Source organism: Flavobacterium sp. TN-1 (assembly GCF_052828645.1).
The window spans coordinates 1831177-1857378 of record NZ_CM128253.1 but is presented as its reverse complement, the minus strand read 5'-3'; the positions used below and the strand labels follow the sequence as shown (position 1 = coordinate 1857378).

At 28.7% G+C, this 26202-nt stretch carries 24 protein-coding genes and 6 tRNA genes; 17 read left to right on the top strand and 13 right to left on the bottom strand.

Going from position 1 to position 26202, the window contains the following annotated elements; translation table 11 throughout:
• Positions 1-582: 582 nt before the first annotated feature.
• Positions 583-2763, bottom strand: coding sequence for an ATP-binding protein (locus tag ACUXZJ_RS08085; RefSeq protein ID WP_446194667.1), 2181 nt, complete (start codon positions 2761-2763; stop codon positions 583-585).
• An 86-nt stretch (positions 2764-2849) separates the two neighbouring features.
• Between ACUXZJ_RS08085 and ACUXZJ_RS08080 the strand changes: the two genes are divergently transcribed.
• The 5 genes from ACUXZJ_RS08080 (at position 2850) to ACUXZJ_RS08060 (ending at position 7653) form a co-directional block, all read left to right on the top strand.
• The gene (locus ACUXZJ_RS08080) at positions 2850-3389 is read left to right on the top strand and encodes a DUF4442 domain-containing protein (RefSeq protein ID WP_235588309.1); all 540 of its coding nucleotides are present in this window, start codon (positions 2850-2852) and stop codon (positions 3387-3389) included.
• Between the two features lie 106 nt (positions 3390-3495).
• The gene (locus tag ACUXZJ_RS08075) at positions 3496-5415 is read left to right on the top strand and encodes a BatA domain-containing protein (protein ID WP_089047559.1); all 1920 of its coding nucleotides are present in this window, start codon (positions 3496-3498) and stop codon (positions 5413-5415) included.
• Positions 5412-6668 (top strand): dihydroorotase, encoded by a 1257-nt coding sequence (locus ACUXZJ_RS08070; RefSeq protein WP_060383881.1) that lies wholly within the window; start codon positions 5412-5414, stop codon positions 6666-6668. Before ACUXZJ_RS08075 ends, ACUXZJ_RS08070 begins: the two co-directional genes overlap by 4 nt.
• Positions 6668-7003, top strand: coding sequence for a hypothetical protein (locus ACUXZJ_RS08065; RefSeq protein WP_063743792.1), 336 nt, complete (start codon positions 6668-6670; stop codon positions 7001-7003). The genes ACUXZJ_RS08070 and ACUXZJ_RS08065 overlap by 1 nt, the downstream gene beginning before the upstream one ends.
• Positions 7003-7653 carry an alpha/beta hydrolase gene (locus tag ACUXZJ_RS08060; protein ID WP_063743791.1) on the top strand — a complete coding sequence of 217 codons (651 nt, stop codon included), beginning with the start codon at positions 7003-7005 and terminating at the stop codon, positions 7651-7653. Before ACUXZJ_RS08065 ends, ACUXZJ_RS08060 begins: the two co-directional genes overlap by 1 nt.
• Before the next feature lie 47 nt (positions 7654-7700).
• On the opposite strand, the gene ACUXZJ_RS08055 is transcribed toward ACUXZJ_RS08060, so the two are convergent.
• Positions 7701-8636, bottom strand: coding sequence for an FKBP-type peptidyl-prolyl cis-trans isomerase (locus ACUXZJ_RS08055; protein ID WP_123867744.1), 936 nt, complete (start codon positions 8634-8636; stop codon positions 7701-7703).
• A gap of 76 nt (positions 8637-8712) precedes the next feature.
• Here ACUXZJ_RS08055 and ACUXZJ_RS08050 point away from each other — a divergent pair, with 76 nt between their 5' ends.
• The 3 genes from ACUXZJ_RS08050 to ACUXZJ_RS08040 are packed head-to-tail and all read left to right on the top strand — an operon-like array spanning position 8713 to position 10183.
• Complete coding sequence (locus tag ACUXZJ_RS08050) at positions 8713-9108, top strand: RNA-binding S4 domain-containing protein (protein ID WP_060383056.1); 396 nt, start codon at positions 8713-8715, stop codon at positions 9106-9108.
• Complete coding sequence (locus ACUXZJ_RS08045; protein WP_060383057.1) at positions 9095-9676, top strand: SAM-dependent methyltransferase; 582 nt, start codon at positions 9095-9097, stop codon at positions 9674-9676. The genes ACUXZJ_RS08050 and ACUXZJ_RS08045 overlap by 14 nt, the downstream gene beginning before the upstream one ends.
• Positions 9677-9685: 9 nt before the next feature.
• Positions 9686-10183, top strand: a complete 498-nt coding sequence (locus tag ACUXZJ_RS08040) for a phosphoribosyltransferase domain-containing protein (protein ID WP_060383058.1) — start codon at positions 9686-9688, stop codon at positions 10181-10183.
• On the opposite strand, the gene ACUXZJ_RS08035 is transcribed toward ACUXZJ_RS08040, so the two are convergent.
• Entirely contained in the window at positions 10171-10692 is a 522-nt protein-coding gene (locus ACUXZJ_RS08035; protein WP_060383882.1) for a shikimate kinase, read from the bottom strand. The two genes, ACUXZJ_RS08040 and ACUXZJ_RS08035, sit on opposite strands and share 13 nt — an antisense overlap.
• Before the next feature lie 124 nt (positions 10693-10816).
• On the opposite strand from ACUXZJ_RS08035, the gene ACUXZJ_RS08030 reads away from it, so the two are divergent.
• The 7 genes from ACUXZJ_RS08030 (at position 10817) to ACUXZJ_RS08000 (ending at position 12775) form a co-directional block, all read left to right on the top strand.
• Positions 10817-10889, top strand: a tRNA-Lys gene (locus ACUXZJ_RS08030).
• A 21-nt stretch (positions 10890-10910) separates the two neighbouring features.
• Positions 10911-10983: transfer RNA gene (locus ACUXZJ_RS08025), tRNA-Lys, on the top strand.
• A 21-nt stretch (positions 10984-11004) separates the two neighbouring features.
• Positions 11005-11077: transfer RNA gene (locus ACUXZJ_RS08020), tRNA-Lys, on the top strand.
• A 20-nt stretch (positions 11078-11097) separates the two neighbouring features.
• Positions 11098-11170: transfer RNA gene (locus ACUXZJ_RS08015), tRNA-Lys, on the top strand.
• A 38-nt stretch (positions 11171-11208) separates the two neighbouring features.
• A tRNA-Leu gene (locus ACUXZJ_RS08010) sits at positions 11209-11293 on the top strand.
• A 31-nt stretch (positions 11294-11324) separates the two neighbouring features.
• Positions 11325-11397: transfer RNA gene (locus ACUXZJ_RS08005), tRNA-Lys, on the top strand.
• Positions 11398-11827: 430 nt separating this feature from the next.
• Positions 11828-12775, top strand: a complete 948-nt coding sequence (locus ACUXZJ_RS08000; RefSeq protein ID WP_081078431.1) for a M43 family zinc metalloprotease — start codon at positions 11828-11830, stop codon at positions 12773-12775.
• A gap of 180 nt (positions 12776-12955) precedes the next feature.
• On the opposite strand, the gene ACUXZJ_RS07995 is transcribed toward ACUXZJ_RS08000, so the two are convergent.
• Complete coding sequence (locus tag ACUXZJ_RS07995; protein WP_335583221.1) at positions 12956-13699, bottom strand: glycoside hydrolase family 25 protein; 744 nt, start codon at positions 13697-13699, stop codon at positions 12956-12958.
• A gap of 114 nt (positions 13700-13813) precedes the next feature.
• Positions 13814-14554 (bottom strand): CDP-alcohol phosphatidyltransferase family protein, encoded by a 741-nt coding sequence (locus ACUXZJ_RS07990; protein WP_063743788.1) that lies wholly within the window; start codon positions 14552-14554, stop codon positions 13814-13816.
• 113 nt (positions 14555-14667) lie between these two features.
• Here ACUXZJ_RS07990 and ACUXZJ_RS07985 point away from each other — a divergent pair, with 113 nt between their 5' ends.
• Both ACUXZJ_RS07985 and ACUXZJ_RS07980 read left to right on the top strand, forming a co-directional pair.
• On the top strand, positions 14668-15744 hold the full coding sequence (locus ACUXZJ_RS07985; protein ID WP_088419304.1) for a putative type IX sorting system protein PorV2: 1077 nt from the start codon (positions 14668-14670) through the stop codon (positions 15742-15744).
• Positions 15745-15802: 58 nt separating this feature from the next.
• Entirely contained in the window at positions 15803-16930 is a 1128-nt protein-coding gene (locus tag ACUXZJ_RS07980) for a lipoprotein N-acyltransferase Lnb domain-containing protein (protein WP_063743787.1), read from the top strand.
• A gap of 56 nt (positions 16931-16986) precedes the next feature.
• Here ACUXZJ_RS07980 and ACUXZJ_RS07975 read toward each other — a convergent pair whose 3' ends face one another.
• The 8 genes from ACUXZJ_RS07975 to ACUXZJ_RS07940 form a co-directional block, all read right to left on the bottom strand.
• Complete coding sequence (locus ACUXZJ_RS07975; protein ID WP_063743786.1) at positions 16987-18378, bottom strand: exopolysaccharide biosynthesis polyprenyl glycosylphosphotransferase; 1392 nt, start codon at positions 18376-18378, stop codon at positions 16987-16989.
• An 84-nt stretch (positions 18379-18462) separates the two neighbouring features.
• Complete coding sequence (locus ACUXZJ_RS07970) at positions 18463-19470, bottom strand: glycosyltransferase family 4 protein (RefSeq protein WP_063743785.1); 1008 nt, start codon at positions 19468-19470, stop codon at positions 18463-18465.
• A gap of 1 nt (position 19471) precedes the next feature.
• On the bottom strand, positions 19472-20149 hold the full coding sequence (locus ACUXZJ_RS07965; RefSeq protein ID WP_060383065.1) for a class I SAM-dependent methyltransferase: 678 nt from the start codon (positions 20147-20149) through the stop codon (positions 19472-19474).
• On the bottom strand, positions 20150-21736 hold the full coding sequence (locus ACUXZJ_RS07960; RefSeq protein ID WP_060383066.1) for a hypothetical protein: 1587 nt from the start codon (positions 21734-21736) through the stop codon (positions 20150-20152).
• Positions 21723-22679, bottom strand: coding sequence for a glycosyltransferase family 2 protein (locus ACUXZJ_RS07955; protein WP_060383067.1), 957 nt, complete (start codon positions 22677-22679; stop codon positions 21723-21725). The genes ACUXZJ_RS07960 and ACUXZJ_RS07955 overlap by 14 nt, the downstream gene beginning before the upstream one ends.
• Complete coding sequence (locus ACUXZJ_RS07950) at positions 22669-23517, bottom strand: O-antigen ligase family protein (RefSeq protein ID WP_163444481.1); 849 nt, start codon at positions 23515-23517, stop codon at positions 22669-22671. Before ACUXZJ_RS07950 ends, ACUXZJ_RS07955 begins: the two co-directional genes overlap by 11 nt.
• A 482-nt stretch (positions 23518-23999) precedes the next feature.
• Entirely contained in the window at positions 24000-25061 is a 1062-nt protein-coding gene (locus ACUXZJ_RS07945; RefSeq protein ID WP_060383069.1) for a glycosyltransferase, read from the bottom strand.
• Positions 25058-26191 (bottom strand): glycosyltransferase, encoded by a 1134-nt coding sequence (locus ACUXZJ_RS07940; protein WP_063743783.1) that lies wholly within the window; start codon positions 26189-26191, stop codon positions 25058-25060. Before ACUXZJ_RS07940 ends, ACUXZJ_RS07945 begins: the two co-directional genes overlap by 4 nt.
• Between the last annotated feature and the right edge of the window lie 11 nt (positions 26192-26202).

Sequence of the window (26202 nt, the reverse complement as noted above, 5' to 3'; positions counted from 1 at the left end):
AGTCTAATTATTTACTTTTAGGATACTTTTATTCATCAAATTAAGTATGATCCACACAATATAAACACAGAAAGCAAACTGAAGAAACAAGTTATTATTTACTTCTATTTTAATCGCTTAATATTTTTTCACACAAATAATCTAATCTTTATTTCTTCTTCTAAAACTTTCCTTGGGGAGCAATAGTATTACAATGTTAACCATTGAAAAAAGTTAACTTTACTACAATAATTTATACCATTTAAACTTTAAAATTCCCTCATAATACTATTTTTTTTAACCTTGAGACTGTCCAAAAAGTTCGCAATCTTGTTCATTTCAATCAAAGAAAGAAATCACATAATACGATTATCAGACTCCTCCTTACATCGGAGTGACAAACTGCATATTAATTTAGATACTATTCTACAAAAGCAATAAATTAGTATTGGTTCTCGATACGCTTCGCGCTCGAACCAACGATGATTTCAATTATATACTCAACCGTTTGTTCGGGTTGTTTTAAAATAAAAAAACAGATCAAGAATTTTACTTTTTAATTCAGTACATTTTAAGTTTAAATGGTATTACTTAGAACGTTTTCTAAAATTCAACATACTCATTTAAAACATTCAATAATTGTTCTTTTTCAAAAGGTTTTATCAATACATCATTCATTCCTGCTTTTTTACATTTATTGAACACCTCAAATCTATCAAAAGCAGTCAATGCAATAATAGGGGTTTTAATTTTTAAGTTTCTTATATGAATAGCGGTTTCGTATCCGTCATAAATAGGCATATTAATATCTAAAAAGATGATATTAAATTGTTCTTTTTTACAAATTTCTATTGTTTGTAAACCATTTTCAACAATTATAACGTGGTAGCCAAAAGATTGTAATATCTTTTCTGTTACTATTTGATTAATCTTATTATCTTCTGCTAAGAGTACTTTAAGTTTTCTTTCTTGTTTTTCTTCTACTAATAAGTGAGGTAAAGAAATCTGATCATCTATTTCAAAACTCAACTGAAATATTACCTTTGTCCCCTTACCTTCTTCACTTTCTAAAAAAATGGCACCTCCAAACAGAGCTATTAGTTTTTTTACAATTGGCAATCCTAAACCTGTTCCTTGATAGTCTTCTTCTCTTCGTTCTATTTGAACAAATTCTTCAAAAATACGTTTTTGGTTTTCTTTGGCAATTCCTATTCCTGTATCTTCTACAACAAATTCTAAACATATTTGATTATCTATTCTGGTAAGCAATTGAACACTTACATCTACTTTCCCTTTTTCTGTAAATTTGAGGGCGTTGCTAACCAAATTCATTAAAATCTGAGATAATCTAAGACCATCTCCTATAATTTTTTCTGGTATTCTAGGATCAATTTTTATATTAATTGTGTTTTTTGTTTTAACTGATTGCATATAGAAACTATTTTTAATAGCTTCCATTTTATCCCAAAGATTAAAATTACTCTTTTCTAGGACAATTTTTTTTTCTGTTATTTTATAAATTTGTAAAACATCGTTTACTAAAGACAACAAATATTGGGCTGAAAACTTTAAAGACTCTAAATATTTACTATTTTTAATTTCGGGATATTCATCTGCTAATAAATCAGAAATCCCTATAACTCCGTACAAAGGAGTTCGCAATTCATGTATAATAGTTGAAACAAATTGTGATTTAAGTCGTGTAGATTCTTCTGCTCTATCTTTGGCTTCTTCTAACTCGTTATTAATTCTTTTCAAACGCACAAAACTTTTACGTCTATGCTGATTGTTCTGATATAGTATATAGACCAAAATAATTAAAAACCCTACAATAATCATAAACAAAAAAATGATTAGATAGGTTTTTTTAAAACTAAGCTCTTGTTCTTCTTTTTGTTTTTCAATATAATTTATTTGTTCCTCATACTCTTTTATCTTGATAGCATCCTCTTCACTTTTTACTGATTCTGAACGAGATTCGTTATAAACTTTGTCTTTATATTGAGAACTTAATTTTTGGTATTTTAAAGCTTTTTGATACTCTTTAAATTTTTCAAAATGCAAAGCATAATCAAGATAAACTTCTGACAAATAACTATCAAGCAAATTTTCTTTTTCTTTTAATCCATAATGAATTGCTTTTTCAAAAAAGTATTCTGCTTTAGCTTTTTCATTTTTATAGCTATGATAACGCGCCCATAAAGCATTGTAATTCAATTGTGCCTCTGATTCCTTTTGCCCCGTTATATACAAACTCGCCTTTTTTAAAAAAGGTATTGCTTCTTCATAACGATTTTCATCAACGTAAGCTCCTGCAATATTCAAAGAGTTATAAACGGTTTGAATAGGTTTATTTATTTTTTCTGTATAAAATAATCCTTTTTTATAATATTTAATACCTTCTTCAAAATTATTTTCATAATAAGAACAAAGAGCTCCAAGATTATTATATATTAAATTCTTAAGAGTATCATTATCCTCTAGATTAGCATAATATAATGATTTTAAAAAATAATCTTTTGCTTTTTTAGTATTTGCAAATTCAGTAAAATTAGACCCTAAAATCAGATAGGCTTTAGATTTCAAAGCATTGTTGTTTAACTGAAAGGATTCTGATAGTATTTCTTGAGCTAACATCATTGATTTTTTGGGATCTAACTCTCTCAATGCTTTTTTTGCTCTTTCTATTTTTAATTCAGTTTTTTTTACGGCATCTACTTCTTGTGAAAAAACATCATTAGTTCTAATAATAAGACTCAATATAATTATAAAAAAAGGACGCATCTTCTCACTATTTGATTTTTTAAAGAAAGGAATTTAGTCAAAAATAGTTTATTTTTGACAATTAAAACTGTTTTACATTAATTTTAATGAATGAAACACCAATGTATCAACGTCTTTCTAAATTTGCTCAAAAATTCATCAAACCTTCTATTTTTTTAAAATATGGGTTTAACTTATCTCCTATGTACAGGCGAAGTACAGCTCGGGTTATGTATATATCAGAAAACCTAAAAAATATATACATTAAGATCCCTCATAATTATAAAAATAAAAATTATGTTGGGTCTATTTTTGGTGGTAGTCTTTTTTCTGCGGTAGATCCTATTCCTATGACGCAATTAATGTACCTTCTTAAAGAAGATTATATTGTATGGGATAAAGCAGCCTTAATTCGTTTTAAAAAACCTGCACGAGAAAACGTATATGCAACTTTTCATTTTAGTGATGAGGAAATAAACGAAATCATTGAAAAAGTACGTATAAATAAAGAAATAGAACATACTAAAACAACATATATCACCAATAAAACAGGAGATATTACATTTTGTGAAGTAACAAAAACTATTTACATAGCAGAGAAAGAATTTTATAAGGAAAAATTAAAGAAAAGAGAACTGTCTTCTTGAATTTCGACTTGTTTTTTTCTTATTTTCCCAACAAAAATTACTAACATATTAATCTATTCATAAGATTCAATCTAAAAAATGTATCTTTGACAAACTCAAAATATAAATGCAATTTAAACATCCTGAAATTCTTTATTTTCTTTTTTTACTGATTATCCCAGTAATTGTGCATTTATTCCAATTACGTAAGTTTAAAAAAGAATATTTTACAAATGTTCGCTTTCTAAAAGAACTGATTGTTCAAACACGCAAAAGCTCTAAAATAAAAAAATACTTACTATTAGCAACTAGGCTGTTATTATTAACAACTCTTATCATTGCTTTTTCTCAACCCTTCTTTAAGGCCGTGGATCAAACGGGTAAGAACAATGAACTGATCATACTATTAGATAACTCTTTTAGTATGCAGGCGAAAGGAAAAAAGGGAGAGCTACTTAAACGTGCCATACAAGATTTATTAGAAAACGTACCCGAAGAAACAACTTTCTCAATTCTAACAAATGATACTGATTTTTGGAACACTAATATAAAAACTATTTCCAAAGAACTTCAAAATCTAAATTATAGTCCAATTCCTTTTTCTCTTGAAAATTCTTTGATTAAAACAAAATCACACAATAATAACCAAGGAAAAGACATTCTTGTAATCACAGATGCAATTGGATTACAAACAGAATCTCTAACAAAGTCTCCCACAACTAATAAAACTTTTTTCTTAATTCCCGAAGCTGAAAAAACAAGTAATGCAGCTATTGATAGCGTTTTTATAAATCAAACTCTTGATCATTTTTATGAAATTGGCGTATTAGTTTCTTCTAATTTTGAAGAAGCTAGATCAATACCTGTTTCCTTATATAATCAAAACAATTTGATAGCCAAAGCAATCATGCCTCTAAACAAAAGTAAACAAACCTTACTTTTTACAATTCCTAAAGAAACCTTTAGTGGGTATGTTTCATTACAAGATAACAGTTTAGCTTTTGATAATACTTTTTATTTTAATTTTTTGAAACCTAAAATTCTAAAAATCCTGAGCATTGGAGACCCTTTTAAATCTAATTTCCTTTCTCGAATTTACACACAACCTGAATTTAATTTTTCTAATACTCCTCTTAATAGCTTAGATTATAGAAATATCGAAAACCAAGATTGTATTATATTAAACGAATTAGAAAATATTCCTTTAGCCATGCACACTAACATAAAAAAGTTTGTAGAAAAAGGAGGCAGTTTAATAATCATACCTTCTGAAAAAATCCCTCCTTCCAATCTAAATTCTTTTTTAAAAAATTTTGCAAACATCCTATTTCTTAATTCACAAAATGAAGAGAAGAAAATAACTAAAATTAACTTTTCAAATCCTTTATATAATAATGTTTTTGAAAAAAAAATTCATAATTTTCAATATCCTATTACAAAACAATCTTTTGAAATAAGAAGTAATCTTCCTCATGCTCTTTCTTATGAAGATCAATCAGCATTCTTAAGTACATTATATAAAAACACAGGAACTGTTTTTATTTTCTCAGCCCCTTTAAACAAAGAAAACTCTAATTTTCAAAACGCACCATTAATTGTTCCTACCTTTTATAAAATGGGTACTTCAACTAATGAAAATGGAATACAATATCAAATAATTGGTCAAAATAAAACTTCTATAATTAATGTTGATCTCAACAAAGATGAAATAGTTTCTATTACCAATAAAGAAGAAAACTTTATTCCTATCCAGCAAGTTTTGGAAAACAAACTTAAATTTAGCTGTGGAGATAATCCTAAAAAAGCTGGTAATTATCACATCTACCAAAACAAAAAAAATCTTTACCCTATTAGCTTTAATTATGATCGTAAAGAAAGTCAATTAATCGCTACTAACCATAATAAAATCAATACTATAAACAGCTTAAATAACTTCTTTGAAACCCTTCAATTAGAACGTACTGACCAGCAAATATGGAAGTGGTTTCTTATTTTAGCTTTATTCTTTTTGATCATCGAATTGCTCATTCAAAAATTTGTAAAATGAATTTAATTATCCGTAATGCTCGAATTATTGAAAAAAACCATCCTCTAAATCAAGAAATCACTGATATTCAAATCAGCCATGGAAAAATAGAAAAAATTGGTAAAAACCTACCTATTCTAAACGATTATGAGGTCATTACATTCCCTGATTTACACATTTCAAAGGGGTGGATAGACACCAGTGTATCTTTAGGAGAACCTGGCTTTGAAGACTGTGAAACCATTAGTAACGGATTACAAGTAGCAAGTAAGTCAGGTTTTACAGCAGTTCTTCTACAACCTAACTCTTTTCCTATTTTAGACAATCAATCTCAGATATTTTTTGTAAAACAAAAAGCAAATCAAAATGCTACTGATTTATATCCGATTGGAGCACTTACAAAAAACAGTAATGGAAATGAATTAGCTGAACTTTTAGACATGAAAAATGCTGGGGCAATAGCATTTGGGGATTACAATAAAAGTTTAGATAATGCTAATATTCTAAAAATAGCATTACAATATACACAAGATTTTAATGGAAAGGTTATTGCCTATTCAATGGATCACAATATAAAAGGTAAAGGTATTGTAAATGAAGGAATAATCTCTACCCAATTAGGATTAAAAGGAATTCCTTCTTTAGCAGAGGAATTAATTATAGCTCGTAATTTATATATATTAGAATATACTGGAGGAAAACTCCATATTCCAACTCTTTCCACAGCTCATTCTGTAGAATTAATCCGACAGGCAAAAGCCAAAGGTTTACAAATAAGTTGTAGTGTAGCTGTTCATAATTTAACCCTAAATGATGAAGTTCTAACCAGCTTTGATTCTAATTATCGAGTAACACCTCCTATTCGAACAGAAGAAGACCGTAAGGCCCTTATTAACGGAATCCTTGATAATACAATTGACTGCATTACAACGGATCATAATCCTATAGACATTGAACACAAAAATCTAGAATTTGATTTAGCTAAAAACGGAACTATTGGATTAGAAAGTGGTTATGGAATCTTACAAAACATTTTACCTATAGAAGTCATTATCGAAAAATTAACTGCTGGTCGAAAAATTTTCAACATAGAAGAACCAAGTATAAAAGAAGGAGAAATAGCCAATCTGACTCTTTTTAGTCCTACTGAAAACTCATTTTTCCTAAAAGAAAATATTCTATCTAAGTCTAAAAATTCTGCTTTTATAAACCTTCCTACAAAAGGAAAAGTATTTGGAATTATTAACAACTATCAATTTATCAAAAACCAATAATGAAGACTGACTTAAACGATATTAAGAAAGGAAAAAGTACCGCCATAATAAGCTACATACTTATAATAGGACCTCTTATTGCCTTATCAATGAATAGTGGAGAAGACAAAACTCAATTTGGCTCTTTTCATGTACGACAAGGCTTAGGATTAACCCTTACATTTGTAGCACTAGGACTTATGTTATCCAATTTCAACATACCAATGGCAACAATCAGTATGTGGTTTTTTATAACTTTATTGAGTTTTTACGGCTTGTACACTGCCGGTAAAGGAGAATCACGTCCATTGCCTTTATTAGGTAATTTATTTCAAAAATTTTTAAAAACCATCTAATGAATTTATCTCTATACCATTTAGTCAAAGAACCTAAAGTTAAAAAAGACAAAAATCCCTTACTTTTATTACTACACGGTTACGGAAGTAATGAAGAGGATTTATTTTCGTTTGCCTCTGAACTCCCTGAACATTATTACGTTATTTCCGCTCGTGCACCTTATAATCTTATGCCTAATGCCTACGCTTGGTATGCCATCAACTTTGATGCAGATGAAAACAAATTTTCAGATTTAGATCAAGCGCGCAATTCAAGAGAATTAATCATTAGCTTCATTGATGAATTAATAAAAAATTACCCTATAGATCCCAATAAAATAACGTTAATTGGTTTTAGCCAAGGATGTATTTTAAGTTATGCCACCGCTTTATCATATCCTAATAAAATTCAACGAATAGTAGGTATGAGTGGTTACTTTAATCAAGAAATTGCATTAGAAAATTACAATCAAAATGATTTCAGTAATTTGCAAATATTTGCCTCACATGGGAGTGTAGACCAAGTTGTTCCTATAGAATGGGCTCGCAAAGCACAACCTATATTAAATAATTTAGGAATCCAAAACATTTATAAAGAATATCCTGTAGGTCACGGGGTAGCTCCTCAAAATTTTTATGATTTCAAAAATTGGCTTCTAGAAACTGAATAATAATAAAAAAGGGTGTACAAAAGACACCCTTTTTTATTATTATTTTTTTATTTTCTTCTTCTATCTTCTTTATCTAAATAGTTGGGAATCCCATTACGATTATCATCCCCTTCTGCTTCATATTTAGTAAGTATTCCATCATTATCATCGTCACGATCAACATAATTAAGATACCCATCACCATCTGTATCACGCTTTAAATTAGTCCAAGGAGCATTTAAGTTTGAAGCATCAAAACTATATTCTTCTTCAAAAGTTGTATGACCATCAAAATCATGATCCTTTCTCTTCATTGACATTAATTTTACATTAAAAATTAAAGGCGAATATGCTGGAATATTAACCTGAGTAGTAGAATAATAAGCTAATCCTGAAGGCAAAAACAATACTGCTGCACCAAAATCTTTAAAATTCGGAACATTTGTAACAGCATCTACCTCTGCGGTTCCTGTAGTCATAAAAGATAACATTTTAGACCAACCAACTATTACCTTGTCTAAATCAAATCGAACTGGATACTCTGCTCGGTCAAACAATTGGTTTTTATTAAATGTTGTTTTCTCTTGATCAAAACCTGTTTTTTCTTTTAATAACATACCGTGATAGGCAACCAAAACAGAATCTATAGGACAAGGACTTTTAGATATTTCAGGCTTTAACTCTCCCCCTCCGTTATGGTTAATATAATATACTTTAAAATCATAATCATTATGGCGTATAATTTTAAACTTTGGGGCATATTGATCTTTTATAGAAATCAGACCTGCTTTAGAGCCAATTCTTTTTACAAATTCAACATTTTTATCCCCATCAACATCCATGTGGTAATCTTCAAAAAACTTCTCTATTTCTAAAATTTCTCCAGGTATTTGCTCTGAATATGCTTTAGGAGGTACTATTTCTCCTGACTCATTATTTTTACTACAAGAAACTAAAGCAGCCATAAAAAAAAAGCCTCCTATTATTTTTTTTATTTTATTCATTCTTTTTAAAAATTTGTCTGCAAGATACAATTTTGAATTATTTTTGTATACTAATTTAACTAAGAATTTTGATTTTATGCGTATTGACAAATACTTATGGTGTGTACGATATTACAAAACTCGCAACATGGTAACTGAAGCCTGCAAAAAAAACCAAATAACTGTAAACGGAATTACAGCAAAACCATCTAAAGAGATTTTCCCTGGAGATAAGGTTACTTTTAGAAAAGATCAGATTACTTACAGCATTCAAGTTTTAGACATTCCTCCAAACCGAATAGGTGCTAAATTGGTTGACATATATCGCAGGGATGAAACTCCTGAAGAAGCATTTGCTCATTTAGAAATGCTTAAGCTCTCGAAAGCACATTATAGAAAATACGGAGAAGGCAGACCCACCAAAAAAGATCGTCGTGACCTAGATGAATTTGAATTAGATTTTGAAAATGAGTTAGAAGATGGATCTGAATAATAACTATTGGGAAAATCGCTACCAAAACAACGAAATAGGTTGGGATGTAGGCTATATTACGCAGCCTTTGAAAGAATATATTGACCAGTTAACAAATAAAGACCTAAAAATATTAATTCCTGGAGGAGGCAACTCGTATGAATTTGAATATTTAATACATAAAGGTTTCTATAATACGTATGTTCTTGATTACGCAAAAACTCCTATTGAAAACATTAAAAAAAGATTACCCTTAGTATCTTCTAATCAGATTATATGCGAAGATTTTTTTTTACATCATAATTATTATGATTTAATTATTGAACAAACTTTCTTATGTGCGCTTCCTCCTTCTTTAAGAAAAGAATATGTATCAAAAATGGTTTCGCTATTAAATCCACAGGGAAAAATAGCAGGTCTTTTATTTGATTTCCCTTTAACAAAACAGGGGCCTCCTTTTGGCGGTTCTAGTAAAGAATATCAAATTTTGTTTTCAAATGATTTCTATATAAAAACACTAGAACCCGCCTACAATTCTATCAAGCCCAGACAAAACAAAGAACTCTTTTTTATATTCACAAAAAAATAATAACACACAATGAATACAAATATTATACTTAATAACATCGAAATAGAATTTAAAATTAAACGTATTGCCTACCAAATATATGAAACGTTTATAGATGAAAAAGAAATAATTATCGCAGGAATACAAGGAAATGGAAGCATATTAGCTCAAAAACTCATTATAATTCTAAAAGATATTTCTCCTCTATCTATTCGATTTTGCGAAGTTATAATTGACAAAAAAAATCCCAACTCACCTATACAAACAAGCCTACAAAAGGAAGATTACAGCAATAAAGGACTTGTTTTAGTAGATGATGTACTCAACACAGGAACAACACTTATATATGGCGTAAAACACTTTTTAGAAACTCCTCTTCAAAAATTCAAAACAGCTGTTCTTGTAGACCGTAATCACAAAAAATACCCCATAAAAGCTGATTTCAAAGGTATTTCTTTATCTACTTCTATATTAGAGCATGTACATGTTGTTTTTGAGAACAATAATCAATATGCCTATTTAGAATAAAGAGTTGCCAACTCTTCACAAATTTCATCAATCGTCTTATTATCGACAGAGACTATTTTTTTACAACTATTATAATAATAGTTTCTGTCAAATAGATGTTTTGCTATAAATTCAATCATCTCCTCTTTTTTTAAATTAGCTATCAAAGGTCTTTTATGTGATTCTACTATCAAACGGTCAACCAACAATTGAATTGAAGCCTTTAAATAAATTGAAAGCACATTATCTTCTTGCAACAATAAATGATTTCCCGCATAACAGGGAGTGCCTCCTCCTAGACTTAAAACAAAAGATTCTTTTTTTAGTAATTGAGCTTTCAAAATAGTATGTTCTAACTTTCGAAAATAGATTTCTCCTTCCTTTTCAAAGATTTCTCTGATCGTTTTTCCTGTTTGTTCTACGATTAGATCATCTAAATCTAAAAAATCAAGTTTTAACTTTTGGGCCAAAGTCTTTCCTATACTTGATTTACCAGCCCCCATATAACCAACTAATACAATTTTACACATATAAAACAATTTAAAAATCAACAACTTACAAAAAACTACAAAAAAAAAAGAAATAAAAGCTTCTTTTCTTTGAAAAATCAAAAATAAGGTAATATATTTGCACCCGCAAACAAGTAATGTTTACGACTCCGTAGCTCAGTTGGTAGAGCACATCACTTTTAATGATGGGGTCCTGGGTTCGAGCCCCAGCGGGGTCACAACATATTGCTAAGTTTTTTGACTCCGTAGCTCAGTTGGTAGAGCACATCACTTTTAATGATGGGGTCCTGGGTTCGAGCCCCAGCGGGGTCACAACATATTGCTAAATTTTTTGACTCCGTAGCTCAGTTGGTAGAGCACATCACTTTTAATGATGGGGTCCTGGGTTCGAGCCCCAGCGGGGTCACTACATATTGATATTTTTTTGACTCCGTAGCTCAGTTGGTAGAGCACATCACTTTTAATGATGGGGTCCTGGGTTCGAGCCCCAGCGGGGTCACTGAAGCCAAACAAAAGTTTGGCTTTTTTATTCTCAATGGCCATGTGGAGAAATTGGTAGACTCGCCATCTTGAGGGGGTGGTGTTGAAAGACGTATGGGTTCGAATCCCATCATGGTCACCACATATTTATTGAAAATTAAAATTAAAATATTGACTCCGTAGCTCAGTTGGTAGAGCACATCACTTTTAATGATGGGGTCCTGGGTTCGAGCCCCAGCGGGGTCACTAAAAAAGGTCATTCTATATAGAATGACCTTTTTTATTACCACAAGTTAATCAAATCTAATCTCTGATCAAGTCATAAACCTTAATAGACTAATAATTTTTTACAAAAAATAAGTTAAATAAAACATAAAAAAACAAAAGACAAAAAGCATAAAACCCTAAAATAAAGCAAATTACATTTCACAAACAAGACTAATTCTTTTTTTAACACATAAAAAAACATAAAGTATTATATCTTTGTGCAACCCAAATGGTTCATTATTCTTTTTGTTCTTCATAACAAAGAAACTCCAAATTTGGAAAATCTAATGACACCAAATAACAAAAGCTTTATTTTTTTAATGCTTATCGTTTTCTCCTTAATTGTTTTTTTATAATAAATAAACGATAAACAATCAACATAGAATTAAACTAAATTAAATAATATCTTATGAAAAAGTTATTTATTACGATGCTATTTGCATCTTTAGGTGTACTTTCTTGCCAAAAAGAAAACATTACAGAAGATAAAACTGTAAATTATGCAAAAAACACAACTTTTAACAACCTAAAAAACAGGTATGATGACTCTTACGACTCTAAAAAGACTTATACCCTTACAGAAAAAAGAGAAATCCCAGTTCAATTTAATATTTTATACAAAAAAGGAAAAAGAGGAAGTAAAATAACCGATCAAGATATAAGAAAACAAATCGAAATTTTAAATAAATCTTTCGAAGGAAAAGACGACAATTTTGCTAATACTCCTCAGGAATTTTCTAAACTTGCTTCTGGAAATACTAACATTTCTTTTGTATTGAAAGGGATTAATAGAAAAGAAACTGAATTTGATGCTGTATTAGGTCAGCAAGAATGGTTTAAAACAAAAGAGCATGGTTTTCTTGCTGAAAATACTGAAAAAACATTAACAATATGGATTTTAGACAGTTTATATGATGAAGATGGTGATGATTTTGCAGGATATGCTTCTCCACTATCAGGCGATAGAAATTATTGGGGAATTGCATTAAATTCATTATATCTTTACGATTCTGCTCCTCAAAATCCAAGTATCATAAAATTTGGATATACTAAGGGAAAAATACTTGTTCATGAAGTAGGACATTATTTTGGATTATATCACCTTTCTGGACCTACTGGCAATTGTGGCGATGATTTAGTATCTGACACTCCTCTAGCTCCAAAAGAGCATTATGGATTTCAAAAGCATCCTTTAAAAGAGATTTGTCATGGCAAAGAGTATACTCAAATGTTTGTAAACTATATGGATTATGCTGCTGATGAACAAAGAACAATGTTTACAAAAGGACAGGCAAATAAAATGTTTTTTACTTTTCAAGATGGAAAGCCTCATCAAAAACTGGGATCAAAGAAATAAATATTAAAATTTTATTTCTATAAATATTATTCCAAAGAGGTTCATGTAAAAAAGTGGATGTACTAAAAAAATAGTAACTTAAGTTAGTTTATTACTTCAACAATAGAAGAAGCAATATAGTCTATGACAAGATTACAAACTTTTAGGACATCCTCTTTTTACTTAATTAAGGATCTTTTTTTATTTAATCAACAAATCTTTCATTGTTACAGAAGTTCCATTATAAATATTAACATCTACAGAACCTTTAATTCCTAGTATTTTACCATTTTCCGTTAACTGCCATATAGACCATTCTGGATCTATTTCTTTATAGAAGGCGGTATAATTGGCAATCCAAAAAGGGTAGTCTTCAAAATCTTCCTTCAAAAAGTCTTCGTAATAACTTTCACTACTATAAATAATAGGCTTAATTCCGTAATGTGATTCCACTTTTTCTAACCATCGTTTCAATCCTACTTTTAAACGTTTTATTGATTGGGCTTTAGGTAATTTTTCTATATCTAATACGGGCGGGAAATCACCTTCTACCAAGGTAACTTGTTTTATAAAATTTTCGGCTTGTTCTATTGAATTTTCGTTAGGTCTATAATAATGATACGCTCCTACTAAAAATCCTTTTTCTTTTGCTTTTAGCCAATATTTTTTAAATTTTTTGTCTACTTTATTACTTCCTGCAGTTGCTCTAATAAAAACAAATTCTATAGGATACCCTCCTTCTATTTCTTTTACTTTCGCCCAATTTATATCATCTTGATATTCTGAAAGATCAATTCCGAAAGATTTTTCAATATGCGTATCTAATACTTTATCAATAGGCATAGATCGAGCTTCACTATAAACAATCTTATCTGTAGTAAATCCTAAATAACGAGCAATACTTCTTTTTTGACTATAAAAAAGCACTGCGACACTTAGTATCATGACTAATTTAAAGAATAAAGAGCTCGAAAAAAAAGATACTTGATTTTTTGTTTTTTTTTGAGATCGTGTATTAGTTCGCTTTCTAACTTCTCTAGAATATTTTTTTTGAGTCATTTACCTCTTCTTCAAAAATAAGTTATTAGCAACTGAAAGTAGCACATAGGCAATAATTATTAGAGGGATTCCTAGATATTTAAAAACTAGTAATAAAATAACGCTCAATATCAGAAAGAGAATTTGTAATGTGTTTTTAGACCAAGTAAATTGTTTTATTTTCAGAGAAAACAATGGTATTTCCGCATTCATAACATAAGCACTTAAAACAGTAATTAATAAAAGAATGTAAGGATTCTGCAAGACATCTACAATAATAGAAATATCCGTAAATTTAATAACTAAAGGCAAACTCATTATAAACAATGAATTAGCTGGAGTTGGAACGCCTATAAATGAATCTGTTTGGCGAGTATCTATATTAAAATTAGCTAATCTAAAACAAGCTCCTAACGAGATAACAAAACCTAGAAAGGGAAGCAAAACAACCGAATTCTCTAAAGTAATATGATTTAACTCCTGCCCTCCGCCTATTGTTTTTAATATCATTTGAAACATAACATATCCTGGAGCAACTCCACTTGTAACCATATCTGCCAATGAATCTAACTGTAATCCTAATGGGCTTTGAACTTTAAAAAGACGCGCAAAAAAGCCATCAAAAAAATCAAAAAATATTCCTAAACACACAAAGAAAAAGGCCCACTCGAACTGTAATTCTGAAACAAAAACAATAGCTATACAACCTGAAAACAAGTTTAATAATGTAATTAAATTTGGAATTTGCGATTTTATTGACATAAAGATGATTTTGTAATTTTTAATTTTAAACTCACAAAGGTAATATAATAACTTTATAAGTTCTAGAGTTTAATATATCAGATTTTTATTTGATATTTGCCAAAACTGTTCCTTTGAAAAAGATATTAACCTTTAGTTTTTTAATTGTCTTCAAATCCTTTCAGGCTCAAACGGCTCGTAAATATTCTAACGAATTTATGAATATTGGTGTTGATGCTAGAGCTTTTGGAATGGCTAATACCATGGTGGCTCATACGAGTGATGTAAATTCTGGCTATTGGAATCCAACTGGTTTATTAAAAATTGAAGATAGTGAAGCGGCCTTTATGCACGCTAGTTATTTTGCTAACATTGCTCAATATGATTACTTAGCCTATGCAAAAAAAATAGATTCTCAAAGTGCTTGGGGAGCATCTATCATACGATTTGGGGTTGATAATATTTTAAACACTACTCAACTAATTGATGCTAATGGTACTATAGATTATAATAGAATTAGCTTATTTTCTGCTGCAGATTATGGGGCAACATTTTCGTATGCTCGTAATTTGCCTATTCAAGGCTTAAAATATGGCGTAAATGCGAAGGTTATCAGAAGAATTATCGGAGATTTCGCGAGTTCTTGGGGCTTTGGTTTTGATGCAGGCATGCAATTCGAAAAAAACAATTGGAAATTAGGTTTTCTAGTGCGTGATATTACGACTACTTATAATATTTGGATTATTAATGACAAGGAATTCCAAAAGATTCGGGAAGCACAAACTCAAATTCCATTACAAAATCAAGAGTTACCTACAACATCTGAAATTACATTACCGAAGGCACAATTGGGGTTAGCTAAAAAATATAATTTTCATAATGATATGAGTCTTTTAGTTGCTACCAACTTAAATATGGAGTTTCAACGTACTAAAGATATTATTTCTTCTGATTTAGTAAGTATTACACCTGCTATAGGTTTTGAATTAGGCTACAACAATCTTGCTTTTTTAAGAACTGGAGTTGGCAATTTTCAAAACACACTAGGAATAGATGGTAAAAAAAGCATTGGTTTTCAACCGAATTTTGGTCTTGGCTTTCATTATAAAGGTATTTCTATTGATTATGCTTTAACTGACATAGGTAATCAAAGCGTGGCTTTATACTCTAATGTTTTTTCTTTAAAAGTAGATTTATCTATTTTTAGATAATCATAAAATCAGTTATATTACATTTACAAAGAATAAGGTTTAACTAATAGATTAAACAATGAAAAAACAACTTATCTTTTTATTAGTTTTAGTACAACTCTCTTTTTTTTCTTATTCACAAATTCCTAGTCTATCTGAAAAAGCGGTATTCAGCATCTTAACAGTAGATGTTGCTCAAGAATCTCATACATTATATGGACATACTGCTTTACGTATTCAGGATCCTATGGCTGGGTTTGATGTGGTTTATAATTATGGAATGTTTGATTTTAGAACGCCTAACTTTATATTAAAATTCATTAAGGGTGATTTACAATATTATGCGGCTGTTTATCCTTATGCTGATTTTGAATACGCCTATAGAGACGAAAATCGGAGTATTTATGAGCAAAGATTAAATCTTTCTTCTCTTGAAAAAAATAAATTATTTGAAAAATTAAACCATTCTGTTTTTTCTAAAAGTAAATATTACACTTATAAGTTTATTGATCGAAACTGTACTACTAAAGTAATTGACATCCTCAATTCTACGTTAGAGGATAAGCCTATTATAAATACACTACATAAAGAAGAAACCTACCGAGAAGTGTTGTATAATTATCAAACAAAACAGTATTGGCTAAATTTAGGGATTAATATCATATTTGGTCATCGCCCAGATGAACAAGCAGAACTTTTATTTTTACCACTTGATTTAATGAAAGTACTAGAAGTAACGCAACATAACGGAAAACCTTTGGCTGAAAAACCTCAAACATTATACAAAACGACTGCAAAAGACAAACCTTTTTCTTTATTGAATAGCTGTATTCCGCTAATTATTGTATTACTTATTTTTGTTCTATTGAATAAAAAAGGATTAAATATAATTTTCTTTACTCTAATAGGATGTTTTGGAATATTTTTTATGATTGTAAATGTATATTCTCTTCACCGAGAAGTAACCTGGAATTATAATATTCTTTTATTTAATCCTTTTTACTTGGTATTGGTTTATTTTTTCTTTAAAAAACAAATTCAAATAGCTTCAAAAGTAGCTTTCCTTTGTTTTATCAGTATGGGGATCTATTTAGTTTATATGTTGAATAAACCACATTTATTTCTTATAAGTCCTTTATTTATCACAAATTTAGTTATTCTGCTAAGGTTTTATAAGAAGAACTTAGCAAAAAAAATAAAGTTATGATAATAAAACGTTTTTTTGTTAGAAGCACAAAAGTAGGTTGTCATTTTTAATATATTTTACTGTCCACGGTAAAACAAAACTGTACTGATTGTTTTTATCATAATATTAAGATCTATGAAAACACCTCTATGCTTTATATAATATAAATCATATTGTAATTTTACTAAACTATCTTTTAATGATTCTCCATAGGAGTAGTTAACTTGAGCCCAACCTGTTAATCCTGGTTTAATAACATGTCTTGTTTGATAAAAAGGCATCATATTGTTAATTTTATCAACAAAAATAGGACGCTCAGGTCTAGGACCTATAATTCCCATTTCATTTTTTAATACATTAATGAATTGAGGAACTTCGTCTAAGCGTGATTTACGTAAAAATTTACCAAAAGAAGTAATTCGAACATCGTTTGGAGTAGCAAAAACAGCCCCATTCTTCTCAGCATTTACTAACATAGACCTCAGCTTATAAATATTAAATACTTTTCCATTCTTCCCTACACGCTCTTGTTTATATAATAACGGTCCTTGATTGCCTAGTAGGTTCCCCAAAAGTATAAAAGGAAGAATAAATATCCCTATTAGTAATCCTATAGAAGAGATTAAAACTTCCATAATTCGAACATAAATCAGATATAGCTGATTTTGATTATTACGAGAAAATGGAAAATAACGATAAAAATCTCTTTCTGCTAACTGAACGGGTATTCGTTGGGTAATAGCTTCGTATACCTGCGAATACTCTCGTACAGAAAAACCATGTTCTACAAGATATAATAATTTTTCATATAATTCTACAGGCATTCCTACTGATCTTGAGGAAGCTACTACTATTTCTGAAATTTGATTTTTTTTAATATAATTAATTAAATCGTTTACTAAAATATTAGCCACCGTGTGATTCGTATCTTTCGCGTAAATTTTGGATAAATTTACATACCCTAATATAATGTAATGTGGATCATTTTTTCGAAGTCCATTTATCAACTCATCTATTTCTTTTTCTTCACAAATTAGTAATGCTTTTTTTACAAAACGATGCGATGCTAAATAATTGGCATACATTAATCGCCATCCCATTAAAGAAGTCGTGATGGCAAGATAAAACAACAGTATTTGCAATCTATTTTCGGGTAGAGAAGGCGTAAGAAAAGGGGTTAAAAGATAAACTAGAACGGTAATAGAACTTGTGAGTACTATACTTTTTAAAATACTGGTTTGATTACTTGCTGTAGGCAAATCGTACATTTCAAAAACAGTTCCAAAAAAAAGCAGATATACTGATAAAACTAACGTCCAATAGAAATTTTGATCTGAAATTTTTAAATAACTGAAATCAAAATGATTTCCTATAAAGTATAGAACAAAAACAACAACAAAAACATCAAAAAATCGAAGTAAAATTTTTCTTTCTGAAATCTCAAAATGCCAATGTTTTTTATTTATCATATTCATTTTTAAAGTTCCTCGCAAATTAAACAAATTCAAGGAGAGAAAAAAATAGAGTCAAATATATTGTCTAGCTTATTATTTTTAAGATAATATCTCTTTCCAAAGATTTTTTACTTGTTTCCAATCAAAAGCTTCGACTTTTTTTCTAGCCTGATTAACTATATCTAAAGCTTTATCTGGGTTCATCAGTAAAAAATGAATAGCTGATACCATTTGTTTAGGATTGTTATCAGCTACTAACAAAGCATTTTCTTTATTTGAGAGCAATAAAGGTATTCCTCCAACTCTTGTACTCACTACAGGCAATCCTAAAGCCATTGCTTCAATAACACTAACGGGTGTATTATCAAAATGGGTTGTATTTATAAAAATAGCATAGTTTTGGGAAATTGTAATCCATTGCTCTTTTGATAATTTTCCTGCAAAAACAATATCTACTCCCTGCTGATGGGCATATTTTTTTGTTTGTTCTAAACTACCGTCTTTATCAGGTCCTATCATACATAATTCTGCTAAGGGATATTTTTTCTTCAGTTCAATCAGAACATCTACCGCCATTTTTGGATTATAAATAGAAGCAAAAGCTCTTACCCAAAGCAACTTGGGTTTTAAATCAGTCCTTAATTTAAATTGATATTTTTCTATTTCAATTGAATTAGGAATAAAAAAAATATTTTCAAAACCTGCTTCTGTAAAATATTTTAGCAAATAATTAGACGGAGCAACATTTTTATAGGCATTTCCAAAAATCAATTGACATAATTTAGGATTTTTCCTTAAACGATTAGGCAAGTTACCTCCATGTAAAATAGGAATATATTCTATATTTAAAATTCTGGCTAATTGACTTGCTAAAAAAGCAAACCAAAATGCCGAAGTACTGTAAGTATCTATTAATAAATAATCTGCTTTTCTGTTTTTAAGAACTACAAACAACATATCCATTAATCTTAATAATGGATTTTTAAGAGAAGATGCTGTTACCAACCTATACCCTTCTAACTCTAACAGAGAACTTAATGTATCAATTGTCGTAACATTATACCCTTTCTTTGATAGTTTATTACCTATGTAAATAAGTTCTTTCAATTTATCCTTTTTTTGTTACAAAAACTTCAAATAGTGTAATTGGCCAAAATATTTTAGATAATATATGGATTTTAGATTTACGTAAAAAAACCTGCTTTATTTTAACTATATCTGTTTCGTGATAGTGTCCTGTAAAATCATTTCCTGCTAATTTTCTTCCTATTTTATAGATAACATTTTCTGTAGGACCTGATATTATTATCTCTCCATTTTCTTTTAAAAGATTAATAAAGAGCTCTAAATAATTATCTAATTCTGCTATAGGAATGTGTTCTAAAACATCTAAAGCTACAATATAATCAAACTTATTTTCTTTGAAGTCTATCTTAAAAATATCATTTTCTATAAAATGTATATTTTGAGGAAACTTTATTTTTTCAGAAAGAATCCTTACTGGCTTTAGATTTAGATCTATCGCTGTAACATGAGATCCTTTAGACGCTAAAGTATAAGAAAAAACTCCTGAACCACATCCAAAATCCAATATTTCTGTTTTTTCTTGTTTCTTTTTAATAATATAATTAACAACAATTTTTAATCTTTTCCAAAAAATATAGTCTATTAATGGATTTTTATGAGCATAAGCAGGAAAAGCAGCTTCAGAGAGTACTTCGTCAGTCCCTTCTTTAACCAAAATTTCTTGAATGGCTGTTTTAAAAATTTTTCTTTCTAATTTCATCTATAATTTATAAAGTTTATATGTTTTTGTTTCAATCAGTTTTTCAAGAAAATATTTTTCTTTACTTATTATATAATTAACCTTTTTTTGTTTTAAAAATTCTAATTGTTTTTGACCATTTAATTTAGTAAACTGATTATAATCATTGTACCAATTCATAAATTTTATTGGATTCCCTTCTATTAACATTCCTGCTCCTTTGCCATCTAAATATACGCTTCTATCTGCTCCAGCACGTACTAAAAAATGTCCGTAAAATAATTCATCTTTAGATGTATTTTTCTTAATATATTCAATAATTGTAATTAAGTCTGATTTTTTATGATTTGTTTTTTGCGTATTTATCCTAAAAATTTCAGGTAAAATTGATTTTCCTAAATCATCTCCAATAAGTGGTAATTTACCTATAACTCTTGTATGTGAAAATACTAACAGAAATACAAAACTAAATATTCCAAACATTTGATAACGTTTTTTAAGCTTAAATCTCTCTATAAATTCTATCAATAGAAAACCAAAACTAATCTCCAAAAGAATTAAAATAATTTTTTGAAATCGTATAAATTGAAAAGCCATCCTTAAACTTGTTCCTGCTATTTGATTTATAAAATTTTCTATATAATAAATTGAATTGGACATTATGAATATAACTATAATAGTAAAAAATAAAATTTTACTTATTTTCTTTTTATGAGATTGATCTAAAAATATAAATAGGAAAAAACTAAATAAAAAAAACCAAAATACCTTTCTATTCCATTGAACAATAAATTGTAAAGGATTAATGAAAACTTCTGGGATTCGGGTCAAAAAAGCATCATTAAAAAGTTGTTTATCCACTTTTACTATATTATCTATATGACTAAAATAATTAGTAATAAAGGGGAAAACGCCTATCGTAAAAAAAAGAGCTATTGAGATACTTTGACCAATTATTTTTTTTTCACATCGTCTTTCTTCTAAAAAACGATAGCTTATATACAAACTCAAGTACATTATAAATCCACCAATTCCCGAAATAGGATGAAAATTGGAAATAATCCCCAAAGATAAAGAAGGAGTTAATATTTTCTCTTTTTTTTGATACGTATAAATCAAAAATGGTAATGGTAAAAATGCTTGGAATAATGTACGAGGCATTATAGTCCATAGTTCTGATATTCCTAATAGTTCTCCTCCTGGAGGCCAAACTATTCCACGAACCAATATAGACATTAAAAAAGCAATCCAAGAAAATCTATACATTTTTAAAAAAGCTAAATACCATAATATACCAAACATGAAATGGGTTATTAAGCCTAATATATTTAATGCTTTTATATAATTGTGATCTACAAACTTAGCTATAAAACGAAGTGTTTCTACATAAAATGGTGTATAATATTCTACATCTTTTATATCTGCTAAAAATAAGTCTTTAGAAAACAAAGATGGATCATCTATTTTTTTACAAATAGGAATTATGTTAGCCAAATCACTTGACAAGTCTAAAACGGTTGCTTCTTTTTGTTGCCAATAAAAACCCGATGCAATCATCAGGTTAAAAAATACAACGAACCAAAAGGGAACATCTTTAATTTTCTTCATTTGCTTTAGGAGCTTGAGATATATCAAATTGGATTGCTTGTAACAGCATTTGAAACCCTAGTATAATGGAAAGTGTGATTATCATAATTGTACCTGTAGGAGCCAACACTTTTTTGAAATAATAGTATATCCAATTGTAAACTCCGTATGTAATACCGAAGAAAAAAAGAGGCACTCCAAAAAACAAATATACTGAGCCTATATTAAAATCATATAAAAAATATTGTTTTACTATTCTCTTAATAAATAGTTTCATTAGTTTAAAACTGAATTCAAAAGGAATTTTCCAAAGTTGCATTTGTGATTTTTCATTTGCATAAATTGCAGGCATAGAAATATCTTTTATTTTAGCACCTGTAAAATACATCTCGGAAAGCAATGAGGTTTCAAAAAAATATCTATTTGATAAATTATTAAAATTTATTTTTTTCAAGGTATTAATTTGAATTGCAAAATAACCATTGGTCGGATCAAAATTATTCCAATAACCTGTAGCCATTTTTGTAATAAAAGATAACATTAAGTTTCCTATTCTTCTAGCAAAAGGCATTTTTGATAAGGCTTTAATATCTCTAAAACGATTTCCTTTTGTCATTTGAATTTTACCTTTTTTCAATGGTTCTATCAGATCAGGCAAATATTTCAAATCCATTTGATTATCAGCATCTACTTTTATAACAATTTGAAAATCATTTTTTATTGCATACAAGAAACCTTGTATAGTAGCCCCCCCTACTCCTAAATTTCTATCATTTTTTAAATAAACGAATTTCACTTGATTATTAAGGTTTTCTAAAACTAATTTTTCAGGAAAAACATCAGGACTTTTATCATCAACAATAATTAGAGCATCAATAAAATCAGGAATTTGAGAAACAACATCTATAATATGCTCTCTTGCATTATAGTAAGGAATTATAATTGCTGTTTTGTCATTTCTCATATTTTTTTTCCGCAATATAACAAAAAACAGGAGAGCTTAACAAAGTTATAATTGAAAAAAATAATCCGAATAATCCAAATAAAGGTCTATATACGTACAAATGTTCTCCAAAAAAAAGTGTTACTATCATAGCAAGAACTATTCCTCTTAAAGCGTGTTCTAATTGAGTAAAAGGCTTTAATTTTAGTAACAAAATAGAAAAAAGCCATCTAAAATAAAAGAAAAAACCTACAAGTCCCACTTCGTTTATTAAACTTAAATAAATGTTATGGGCTGAAAAACCTATAATCAATCTATTATTAAAACCTATCCCAAAAGGTATTATATATGGTTTTTCTAAAAGGTAATTAATATATTCCAATGACAAACCTTTTCTTCCAGATCCCAAATCTTCATATAGTTCATTTACATTTCCTTCCCTTAAGACCTTAGGGTTCCTAATTTTATTTTCTATCCTTTTTTCAAAAGTTTCGCTAATTCTATCTATAATACTAGAATTATAAAAAGAAACGCTAACTAAAATTATGACTAGTAAAACCATAGAAATAAAGAACTTAGATGTATTTCTTAGTGCATAATAGACCATAAAAACAAGCACTCCTACATAAGTAGTTCGAGATCCACTTAATCCAATTGTAAGTAATGAGGTTGCAATTGCCCCTATTAACAGTATGGTGTTTATTGAAACTCTTTCATCATTTATTAATCCTAAAGAAAATACAAAAATAAAAAGAGCCGAAATTCCAACTACTATTTTATTGGGACCAAAAGTTCCTGACAAAAATCCGTGGTAACTTATTAAATATTTATCTGACCACAAAAAAGGAACTACATTCATATTTTGTAATATAACTATTACAAATGAAATAATTGATACAAATAAAATAAATGACACTATATTTTTTAAAAACTTAAGATCTGTTATAAGAATGGAAAGAAATACAGTAGTTAGATAAAAAACCCAAAAATGATATAAATAAAGTACTGATTGAACAAACCATAAAACCCTATCCATAAAAACAGAAAAGAGTAACGTAAATAATATCGTTAGTGTACACCAAAGTATGAACTGATGGAAATACCTATAATAAAAAATCTTATATATATATTTATCAAGCTCTGTTTTGTTTTTAAAATACAATCCAAGTATATAGATGCCTACAAAATCATAAATTCTTAATTCATTATCTCCCTTTAAACTATATCCAATTATGGGAAGATTATAAAAAAAAGAAAATATCATTAAATAGATAGCAATCTTTAATAACTTATTTGATTTTAAAAGAGTTAATATATCTGTTTGTTTCTTCTTTGATATTGTCATTTACAAAATTCAATAAATTTTTTTATTACTTCAGATTCATTAAAAAATTCGTTTACAAATTTTTGAAAGGCCAAACCTTTCTCTAAACGTTTGTCTCCATCTTGAATTAAATCATTTAATTCTTTTATAAATTCAGCTGTTTCTGTTACTTTTATAATTGCACCGAATTTTTCGTTAAAAAAATTCGGGATTTCCCCTACATCTGTTGTTACTGTGGGAAGTCCTCCTGCACCATATTCTAACAACGCAACGGGTAATCCTTCTGAAATTGAGGTTAAAATTCCTATATCACAGCCAGAAATAACCTCAGCTACATTAGATAATCCTCCGTATATAAAAATATTATTGTTTAAATTATAATCTACTATTTTTTCTTTTATAGATTTAGAATACGCATCATTTGTATCTTGTCCCACTAAATGAAAACTCCAATCTGGATGTAATAAAACAATCTCTTTTGCAATTTTTAATAAAAATTCATGATTTTTTTGAGGTCTTAAATTAGCCAGATGCAAAATCCTTTTCCCTTTTTTTCCTCTTAAATTAACTACCTCATTTGTAAACTTCCAATCAAAAAAATTGGGTATGTATATATTTTTTTTACAAAGTAATTTATACTTTGCCCAAGATTCTAATTTTTTATTTACTGAAATTATACTGGTAAAAAAACAAGAAAAATATTTCAAGAGGAGAAATGATCTTTCTTCTATATTTTCGCTAAACCCATAATGATCATGCCAAATAATTTTAATCTTTGGAACCGTTAATTTTAGTAAAACTGCCCAAAAAAAGGACGAACTATGAGCCTGAATATGGGTTATCCTATTTTTTATTAAATAATTCCGTGAAGATAAATACGGTTTAAAATCTAATACCTTCTTTCTATCGATAAACAAATAGTTTACATTCTTAATAATTTGTTCCTTTAATAGTCCTTCACTTCTTGTAGCTATTAGACCTGAAAATTCAACCGTTTTAGATAAAGCATTAGCATAATTTACTGCCATACGCTCTGCTCCACCTATTTCTAAAGTGTCTATTAGTTGTACTATTCTCATGGGATTAATAATTTACTAATTGCCAATTCAAATTGTTCAATGGTATAATATTGTGACCATATTTGTGCTTTTTCACTTTTCCTTTTTAAAAACTTTTCCTTTTGTAAAAAATCAATAATTCTTCTTACATCATCATCAATATCTTCCTTTAATAAGATTCCTCGTTCATCATTATTAAGCATATTAGAAACACATGAAACTCTAGTTACTAAAGGAATAGTACCCCAAAACATGGCTTCTGCTACTGCTTTAGGCCATCCTTCACTTTTAGATGGTAAAATTAAAAAATGACTTTTTATATAGGCTTCTTTTAATTTTTCTTTCGTTTGATTTCCTCTAAAAAAGATAGATTTTTGTAAATGGTTTTGTTTTACATATAATAATAATTCTTCTTTTAATATACCTTCTCCATATAATTCTAAAGAAATATTATATCCTTGTCTAAGTAATTCTTGAACTATTTGTATTGAGTATAGAGGATTTTTACCTAATGTTAAAGTTCCTACGAATAAGATTTTGATTTCTTTCTTTAGTACATTATTGAACTTTTCACTAAAATAACTTTTTACTTTTTCTTTTTCCTCATAAGTTGCAGTAAAAAAAGGTTTTATATTACTCGTTTGATTAGGCCATTCTCCATATACCAACACTTGCATATTTCTCGTAAGAAAAGTATTCGATAAAATCCATTTTTGAAATTTATAAGACCAAGGCTGTTTTGCATTTGGATCCCAATTTCCTGCATATTTTGCTGTTTTTTTCTTTCTTGGAAAAAAAATTTGTATAATAGCTCCCAATAACCCCATGTTTCCTGGACAACGTAAATGTATATGATCTGCTTTTCGAAAACCTTTATTGATCTGATAAATCAGAATAGGTAAACTGATTATAAAGTGAACGATAGCCTTGAAACTAGTAAGATTAAAACTAGGTACTTCTAGCCATTTTTTTTTTTTATACTCATAGGATAACCAAATAGGGTCAATATCCCCTTTCGATTTTGGAGCTATTAAAATTAATTCATCTGTATTTTTTATCCATAAATTCATTTCGCGTACATAGGGAGCATAACCATATATTTCGCCCTTTTTTTCTATATGTTGTACGTGAGTAATTATTACAAATCTCATTAACTATTCGT

Bases quoted from the DNA above. Each gene is read 5' to 3' on its own strand.
- ACUXZJ_RS08060 (WP_063743791.1), top strand. From the start codon at position 7,003: ATGAATTTATCTCTATACCATTTAGTCAAAGAACCTAAAGTTAAAAAA.
- ACUXZJ_RS07960 (WP_060383066.1), bottom strand. From the start codon at position 21,736: ATGAAGAAAATTAAAGATGTTCCCTTTTGGTTCGTTGTATTTTTTAAC.
- ACUXZJ_RS07990 (WP_063743788.1), bottom strand. From the start codon at position 14,554: ATGTCAATAAAATCGCAAATTCCAAATTTAATTACATTATTAAACTTG.
- ACUXZJ_RS07940 (WP_063743783.1), bottom strand. From the start codon at position 26,191: ATGAGATTTGTAATAATTACTCACGTACAACATATAGAAAAAAAGGGC.
- ACUXZJ_RS07980 (WP_063743787.1), top strand. From the start codon at position 15,803: ATGAAAAAACAACTTATCTTTTTATTAGTTTTAGTACAACTCTCTTTT.
- ACUXZJ_RS07965 (WP_060383065.1), bottom strand. From the start codon at position 20,149: ATGAAATTAGAAAGAAAAATTTTTAAAACAGCCATTCAAGAAATTTTG.
- ACUXZJ_RS08085 (WP_446194667.1), bottom strand. From the start codon at position 2,763: ATGCGTCCTTTTTTTATAATTATATTGAGTCTTATTATTAGAACTAAT.
- ACUXZJ_RS08055 (WP_123867744.1), bottom strand. From the start codon at position 8,636: ATGAATAAAATAAAAAAAATAATAGGAGGCTTTTTTTTTATGGCTGCT.
- ACUXZJ_RS07975 (WP_063743786.1), bottom strand. From the start codon at position 18,378: ATGATAAATAAAAAACATTGGCATTTTGAGATTTCAGAAAGAAAAATT.
- ACUXZJ_RS08075 (WP_089047559.1), top strand. From the start codon at position 3,496: ATGCAATTTAAACATCCTGAAATTCTTTATTTTCTTTTTTTACTGATT.
- ACUXZJ_RS08040 (WP_060383058.1), top strand. From the start codon at position 9,686: ATGAATACAAATATTATACTTAATAACATCGAAATAGAATTTAAAATT.
- ACUXZJ_RS08065 (WP_063743792.1), top strand. From the start codon at position 6,668: ATGAAGACTGACTTAAACGATATTAAGAAAGGAAAAAGTACCGCCATA.
- ACUXZJ_RS08000 (WP_081078431.1), top strand. From the start codon at position 11,828: ATGAAAAAGTTATTTATTACGATGCTATTTGCATCTTTAGGTGTACTT.
- ACUXZJ_RS07945 (WP_060383069.1), bottom strand. From the start codon at position 25,061: ATGAGAATAGTACAACTAATAGACACTTTAGAAATAGGTGGAGCAGAG.
- ACUXZJ_RS07955 (WP_060383067.1), bottom strand. From the start codon at position 22,679: ATGAGAAATGACAAAACAGCAATTATAATTCCTTACTATAATGCAAGA.
- ACUXZJ_RS08080 (WP_235588309.1), top strand. From the start codon at position 2,850: ATGAATGAAACACCAATGTATCAACGTCTTTCTAAATTTGCTCAAAAA.
- ACUXZJ_RS07995 (WP_335583221.1), bottom strand. From the start codon at position 13,699: ATGATACTAAGTGTCGCAGTGCTTTTTTATAGTCAAAAAAGAAGTATT.
- ACUXZJ_RS08035 (WP_060383882.1), bottom strand. From the start codon at position 10,692: ATGTGTAAAATTGTATTAGTTGGTTATATGGGGGCTGGTAAATCAAGT.
- ACUXZJ_RS08045 (WP_060383057.1), top strand. From the start codon at position 9,095: ATGGATCTGAATAATAACTATTGGGAAAATCGCTACCAAAACAACGAA.
- ACUXZJ_RS08070 (WP_060383881.1), top strand. From the start codon at position 5,412: ATGAATTTAATTATCCGTAATGCTCGAATTATTGAAAAAAACCATCCT.
- ACUXZJ_RS08050 (WP_060383056.1), top strand. From the start codon at position 8,713: ATGCGTATTGACAAATACTTATGGTGTGTACGATATTACAAAACTCGC.
- ACUXZJ_RS07950 (WP_163444481.1), bottom strand. From the start codon at position 23,517: ATGAATGTAGTTCCTTTTTTGTGGTCAGATAAATATTTAATAAGTTAC.